Origin of the sequence: Streptomyces sp. NPDC006385, assembly GCF_040612485.1 — a bacterium.
Taxonomy (GTDB): Bacteria; Actinomycetota; Actinomycetes; order Streptomycetales; family Streptomycetaceae; genus Streptomyces.
In genome coordinates this window covers 1-6,644 of sequence record NZ_JBEXQG010000145.1, presented here as the reverse complement: position 1 = coordinate 6,644, position 6,644 = coordinate 1, and the positions used below count along the sequence as shown (strand labels likewise).

The following is a 6,644-nucleotide window of genomic DNA, read 5'->3' as shown; positions in this document are numbered from 1 at the left end:
GTTGTCCCGCCAACCGGCGCCCGCGCGGGCGCACCGCGGCGCCCCCCCCGCCCCCACGACGGGAATGTGACGACAGGTTCCTAGTCGCGGACCGCCACGCGTTCCGGTTCCTCCGCCGCCTCCGCCTCCGCCTCCGCCTCCGTCACGGTCGACTTGGCGACGACGACGGTCCGCTGCCCGCGACGGGTGCGCAGGCCGGTGGCCGAGATCAGCAGGCCCGCCACGGCGATCACCGTGATGACGACGAGGGCGGGCATGTAGCTGTCGAGCACGGCCTGCGGCGACGCGGGCTCCTCGGGCGCGTTGGCGGTCAGCACCGCCGTCACGACGGCCAGGAATAGCGCGCCGCCCACCTGGACCGAGGTGTTGAGCAGACCCGAGACCATGCCCTGCTCGTGCTCGTCCACGCCGTTGGTGGCCTGGACGTTGAGCGAGGGGAAGGTCAGCGCGAAGGCCGAGCCGACCAGCAGCATGGTGGGCAGGATCACCGCCGCGTAGACCGGGTCGAGGTCGATGCGCAGGAACAGGACGTAGCCGGCGACCATCAGGGCGAAGCCGATCGCGATCAGGCGTGCCGTCCCGAACCGGTCGATGATCGTCCCGACCTTCGTCGCCGACAGCGCCACGAGCGCGCCCGCCGGCAGGAAGGCCAGCGCGGTGTGCAGCGCCGACCAGCCGAGCAGTTGCTGCATGTACAGCGTGACCAGGAACTGGAAGCCGATGTAGCTGCCGACGAACGTCAACGCACCCAGTTGCGCCCGCACTTGGGGACCGGAGCGCAGCACCCCGAGCCGGATCAGCGGGCTCGGACTGCGCCGCTCGACGGCCACGAAGGCGGCCAGCAGGACGGCGACGGCGACGAAGGACAGGACCGTGCGCGCCGAGCCCCAGCCCACCTCGGGCGCCTCGACGACGGTGAAGACGAGCAGCAGCATCGAGGCGGTGCCGAGGACGGCGCCGGGGATGTCGTAACCGCCCTCCGCACGCTCGCGCTCGCTGCGCGGCAGCAGCTTCAGTCCGACGAACAGGGCGATCAGCGCGACGGGCGCCGGCAGCAGCATGGTGAGGCGCCAACTGGCCTCGGTGAGCAGGCCGGAGAAGACCAGCCCCATCGAGTAGCCGGTGGCGCCGCAGGTGGTGTAGATCGCGAGCGCGCGGTTGCGCACCGGGCCCTCGGCGAAGGTCGTGGTGATGATGGACAGGCCGGCGGGCGCCGTGAAGGCGGCGGCCAGGCCCTTGACGAAGCGGCTGGCGATCAGCAGCGGACCCGAGTCGACGAGCCCGCCGAGCAGGGAGGCGAGCGCGAAGACGCCGAGGGCCACCAGGAACACCTGGCGTCGGCCCAGCAGGTCGGCGGTGCGTCCGCCGAGGAGGAGCAGGCCGCCGTAGCCCAGGATGTAGCCGCTGACGATCCATTGCAGGGTCGAGGTGGACAGGCCCAGGTCGGCGCCTATGGACGGCAGGGCGACGCCGACCATCGACACGTCCAGCGCGTCCAGGAACATCGCGGCGCAGAGCACCAGCAGAGTGCCCCACAGCCGGGGGGTCCAGCGAACCTCCGACGACGGCGCCGCGGGGGTGTTGAGCGGAGAGGTCATGCCGAGGAGGCTACATGCGCATGCATGAAATGCAAGCGCATTTAATTCCGATGCAACAAACTTCGCTTTCTGCTACGGTGCGCCCCATGGCGGCGAAGAAGGCCGAGCAGGCGCTCGTGGACCAGTGGCGGGACATCCTGGCGCTGCACGCGCGCACGCAGTGCGAACTCGACCGCGCACTGCACCGGCACGGCCTGTGCGCCAGCGACTTCGAGGTCCTGGACGTGCTGGCCGGCGGCTCCTGCGCGTACCGCGTCCAGGAGATCTCCGAGCGCGTCCATCTGAGTCAGAGCGCGCTGTCGCGGCTGATCGCCCGGCTGGAGAAGGACGGGCTCGTCGAGCGCGGCATGTGCCCGGAGGACCGTCGGGGCGTGAAGGTGGCGCTCACGGCGAAGGGGCGCACGCTGCACGGCGAGGTACTGCCGGTGCAGCGTGCGGTGCTGACACGGATGCTGGCGAACTGACCGGCGTGCGCCGGGAGGAGCTCGGCTCCCGGTGACCGCTTCAGCTCCAGGTGACGGCGGAGTTCTCCCGCCACAGCGCGGCGACCGAGGCGTCGCCGGTGACCTCGGGGAAGGGCAGCCGGTTCCACAGCGACAGGTACAGCTGCGAGGCAGGCCCGGCGATCTCGCAGTCGGCCGGTCCGGCATCGCTCCGCTCGGTCACCGGCGGCTCCTGCGACAGCCGTACGGTCCACACGGCGCCGTCGGTGTCCGTCGCCCGCACCCGCAGCACCCGGGGCTCGGCGCTGCGGACCCGGCTCTTGGGGCGGGCGTGGAAGGCGCGCAGCAACTCGTCGATGCCGTCGGCCGCGAAGCCGGCGTCGATCTCGCTCGGCGTCCCGTCGCGCGCCGCCTCCGCGTCGAAGCGGTGCACGGTCGTCTCGTGGGCCTGTCTGCGCGCCCAGAACGCGAGCGGGGACGGGGCGGGCAGGAAGTGCCAGCACTGTACGTCGGCGGGAGCGTCGGTCAGCGTCCCGACCAGGTGGCGGTGTCCCTCCCGGAACCAGGCGAGCAGTTCGGCGCCGTCGAGGTCCGGCAGGCCGCCGGAGGGGTGGTGGGAGGTGTGCCCCTCGGCGACGAACGCCGCCGCCCAGCGGTGCACCATCCCCGTGTGCCGCAGCAGGTCCCGCACCTGCCACCCCGGGCAGGTCGGCACCTTGGCGTCCGCCCCGGCCTCTTCGGCGGCCGCGGCCAGCAGTAGACCCTCGCGGGTCAGGGTTCGAACGAAGTCGGCTGTCTCCATGGGGGCGAGTGTGTCGGATGGAGTGCGGTCGAAGGCAAGGCCAGGGGTATCGAAAGGCGTTCGCGGCTGCGGCATCCGCAACTGCGGGAGGCTCACGGCTGAAGGGCGTACAGACAGAACTCGTTGCCCTCCGGATCGGCCAGGACGTGGTGGTCGTCGTGGTGGGCCACGACGGTCGCGCCCAGTCCGACGAGGCGACCGACCTCGGTTTCCGGGGCGGCCGCGACCAGGTCCAGATGCAGGCGGTTCTTGGCACGCTTCGACTCCGGCACGAGTTGGCACCACAGCCGGGGGCCGCCGCCGCTCGCCTCCACGAGGACCGTCGGATCGTCCTCCGGGTCGGTGATGCCCTGCGCGCGCAGGCGTGCCAGCTCGGCGTCGTCATAGGGGGCGACCGCGTAACCGTCGAGGGCGCCGGCCCAGAACCGGGCGGTGGCGGCAGGGTGGGCACAGTCGATCACGATGTCGTGGAGTCGCGCCATCCGGCCATCATGCGCAGCGGTTTCGGCGGCGGACAACGGGGCGGCCCCGTCAGCGTGGCGGGTTCGCGGCGGCGTGCCGGGTCGCGACCGCGATGAGCGTGGCGATCGCCGCCAGTGCGGCGACGCTGGTGAGGGCGACGGGCAGGGAGAGCCAGTCCGCCATGAAGCCGATGGCGGGCGGTCCGAGGAGCATGCCGCCGTAACCGAGGGTCGAGGCGATGGCGACGCCGCTCGGGCCGGCGAGGGTGCCCGCGCGTTCCACGGCGACGGGGAAGAGGTTGGCGAGCCCGAGCCCGGTCACCGCGAAGCCGAGCAGTGCCGCCCACAGGGAGGGCGCGAGCGAGCCGAGCAGCATCCCGGCCGCCGCGGTGGCACCGCCCGCGACGACGGTACGGCCGTGGCCGAGCCGTTCGAGGAGAGTCGTACCGGTGAGGCGGCCGACGGTCATGGCCAGCGCGAAGCAGGAGTAGCCGGCGGCGGCGACACCCGGTGAGGCGGCGAGGTCCTGTTCGAGGTGCAGGGCGCCCCAGTCGGCCATGGCGCCTTCGCCGTAGGCCGTGCACAGGGCGATCAGCCCGAAGACGATGACCAGTCCCCGCGTTCGGGGGTCCAGAGTGCGTGGCGTTCCGGTCCCGGGACGTACGGGTCCGAAGGCCGCGGGTGGTTCGTGGCGCAGCAGCGTGCGGCCGGCCACGGCGGTCACCGTCAACCCGATCACGGCGAGGCCCAGCAGGTGCCGGGTGGGGGAGAGGGCCCCCGCGACCAGTCCGCCGAGACCCGCGCCGATCATGCCGCCCAGGCTGAAGGCGGCGTGGAAGCTGGGCATGACGGGCCGGCGCAGCGCGGTGACCAGGTCCACGGCGGCACTGTTGAAGGCGACGTTGATCCCGCCGTACGCGGCGCCGAAGAGGAGCAGCACCGCGCCGAGGGCCGGTGCGGAGTGGGTGAGCGGGGGCAGGGTGACGCTGAGGGAGAGGAGTACGGCGCAGACGACGGTGACCGGGTGGCTGCCGTAGCGACGGCACAGGCGACCGGTGAGCATCATCGTGACCACCGCACCGGCGGAGAGGCCGAGGAGGGCGAGGCCCAGGGTGCCGGCGGAGGCGCCGGTCTGCTCCTTGATGGCGGGGATCCGGACGACCCAGCCGGCGAACAGGAAGCCGTCGAGGGCGAAGAAGACGGTGATGGCGATACGGAGGCGGGTGAGGTCACCGCCGGCGCCCGGCACGGCATTGTGGACGCGGGCTTTGTTTATTTGCGGCACAAAGTCAGGCTAGGTGGGGTGCCGTACTGCGGCAAGGTGATGGTTCGGCCGGTGTCATGGCGCTTTCGATTCCCGGAGCTGACAAGGCGATCGCCGCCCCACGAGTCGATGATCCGTAGGACGGCGATGCCCTGCCCGCCCCGGGACCGTACCGGGGCGAGCATGCTCGAAAGAGCCGGGGGAGCGGCGGTCAGGGCTGGTTGGTCAGGTAGCCGCCCATCGAGGTGAAGTACTCGGTCGCGGGCAGTTCGCGGCCGTCCTCGGTGCGTACGCGGGTGATGGCGAGGCCGTGGTTGCGGCCGGTGCGGGCGTCGGATCCGGCGACGATCACCACGCCCTCGCCCTCGCGGTAGAAGATGCGGCCGGGGGTGCCGCCGTAACGCCCCTCGGAGACGACGGCCGCCAGGACCTCCAGCCGCTTGCCCTTGTGGAAGGTGTAGGCGCTGGGATACGGCTCGGACTGGGCGCGCACCAGGCGCTCCAGGTCCGCCGCGGGCCAGGTCCAGTCGATCCGGCTGTCCTCGAGGGACCGCTTGTGGAAGAAGCTGGCCTGGGAGCGGTCCTGCTTGGTGAACTCCGTCTGACCGGAGGCGATGAGGTCGAGCGCGCCGATGGTGACCGGGGCGATGAGGTCGACGGTCTTGTGGAAGAGGTCGGTGGCGGTGTCCGTCGGGCCGACCGGTACCGCTTCCTGTCGCACGATGTCGCCGGCGTCGAGCTCGTCGTTCATCATGTGCGCGGTGACGCCCACTTCGGGTTCGCCGTTGATCAACGCCCAGATCAGCGGGGAGAAGCCGGCGTACTTCGGCAGCAGCGAGTCGTGCACGTTCAGCGTGCCGTGGCGCGGCAGGTCGAAGATGCGCGGCGGAATCCACGTACGCCAGTTGTTGGCCACGATGATGTCCGGGTCGGCCTCCTTGAGGCGCGCGAACAGCTCGTCGTCGTCAGGGCGGTTGCGGATCACCACCGGAACGCCGTTCTCCTCGGCGAGGTCGGCGACCGAGTCGCTCCAGATCTTCTCGTACGCGTGCTCGCTCTTGGGGTGTGTCACGACCAGGACCACGTCGTGCTCGGAGTCCAGGAGGGCTTGCAGGGTGCGGTGCCCCCAGGTCTGGTAGCCGAACATGACGACCCGCATGGGGATCCTCCTCGAGACAGGGAATTGCCGTGATCAGTAAAGCAAGGCTTACCTAAGTGGTCAACGGGGGCGACTGGGAGGCGCGTTGAGATTACCGCCTGTTCCGGGCTGTCCGTTTTGTCTATGGACAGCCTTGGAGGATGAGCTTAGCCTTACCTAAGTTTTGGGCCGTGGCTCTTGGCGTGCCCATCTTCCGTACTTCCCGAGGCTCGACCCACGGCTGCCCGCCTCCGCGGGCGGCCGCCGCACGATGGGAGTGACATGGCACAGGCTCGTCCTGGCGACGCCCCTTTGATCCACGACCTCATTGGTATCGGCTTCGGGCCGTCCAACGTGGCCATGGCGATCGCGCTCAGCGAGCACAACGCACGCGCCGGCAGGGAGGAAGCGGTCACCGCTCACTTCTTCGAGCAGCAGCCGCGCTTCGGTTGGCACCGAGGCATGCTCATCGACGACGCGACCATGCAGGTGTCCTTCCTCAAGGACCTGGTGACGCTCCGGAACCCCGCCAGCGAGTACAGCTTCCTGTGCTACCTCAAGAGCAAGGGACGGCTGATCGACTTCATCAACCACAAGAACCTCTTCCCGCTGCGGGTGGAGTTCCACGACTACTTCGAGTGGGCCGCCGACAAGGTCGACGACATGGTCTCCTACGGCCACGAAGTCGTCGGCGTCATGCCGGTCGTGCGCGACGGAGCCGTGGAGTACCTGGACGTGACCGTCCGTTCGGGGGAGGGACTCGCCGTCCACCGGGCCCGCAACCTGGTCGTCGGCACCGGTCTGCGCCCCCTCATGCCGGAGGGCGTGGAGCGCGGCGACCGCCTGTGGCACAACTCCGACCTCCTGGCGAAGGTCGACGAGTTGACGGGCACCTCGCCCTCCCGGTTCGTCGTCGTGGGCGCCGGACAGAGCGCCGC

General features: G+C 70.7%; 7 protein-coding genes. 2 read left to right on the top strand and 5 right to left on the bottom strand.

Going from position 1 to position 6,644, the window contains the following annotated elements; all coding sequences use genetic code 11:
* Window positions 1-80 precede the first annotated feature (80 nt).
* Entirely contained in the window at window positions 81-1,598 is a 1,518-nt protein-coding gene (locus ABZ078_RS43910) for an MFS transporter (RefSeq protein ID WP_356584232.1), read from the bottom strand.
* 86 nt (window positions 1,599-1,684) lie between these two features.
* Here ABZ078_RS43910 and ABZ078_RS43905 point away from each other — a divergent pair, with 86 nt between their 5' ends.
* The gene (locus ABZ078_RS43905; protein WP_356584230.1) at window positions 1,685-2,062 is read left to right on the top strand and encodes a MarR family transcriptional regulator; all 378 of its coding nucleotides are present in this window, start codon (window positions 1,685-1,687) and stop codon (window positions 2,060-2,062) included.
* 40 nt (window positions 2,063-2,102) lie between these two features.
* Here ABZ078_RS43905 and ABZ078_RS43900 read toward each other — a convergent pair whose 3' ends face one another.
* The 4 genes from ABZ078_RS43900 to ABZ078_RS43885 form a co-directional block, all read right to left on the bottom strand.
* Complete coding sequence (locus ABZ078_RS43900) at window positions 2,103-2,843, bottom strand: maleylpyruvate isomerase family mycothiol-dependent enzyme (protein WP_356584228.1); 741 nt, start codon at window positions 2,841-2,843, stop codon at window positions 2,103-2,105.
* A 92-nt stretch (window positions 2,844-2,935) separates the two neighbouring features.
* Window positions 2,936-3,325 carry a VOC family protein gene (locus ABZ078_RS43895; protein ID WP_356584226.1) on the bottom strand — a complete coding sequence of 130 codons (390 nt, stop codon included), beginning with the start codon at window positions 3,323-3,325 and terminating at the stop codon, window positions 2,936-2,938.
* Between the two features lie 49 nt (window positions 3,326-3,374).
* Window positions 3,375-4,553 (bottom strand): MFS transporter, encoded by a 1,179-nt coding sequence (locus ABZ078_RS43890; RefSeq protein ID WP_356584234.1) that lies wholly within the window; start codon window positions 4,551-4,553, stop codon window positions 3,375-3,377.
* Between the two features lie 226 nt (window positions 4,554-4,779).
* Complete coding sequence (locus ABZ078_RS43885) at window positions 4,780-5,727, bottom strand: methionyl-tRNA formyltransferase (RefSeq protein WP_356584224.1); 948 nt, start codon at window positions 5,725-5,727, stop codon at window positions 4,780-4,782.
* Between the two features lie 261 nt (window positions 5,728-5,988).
* Here ABZ078_RS43885 and ABZ078_RS43880 point away from each other — a divergent pair.
* The coding region (locus tag ABZ078_RS43880; RefSeq protein WP_356584222.1) for a SidA/IucD/PvdA family monooxygenase at window positions 5,989-6,644 on the top strand (656 nt) is incomplete at its 3' end.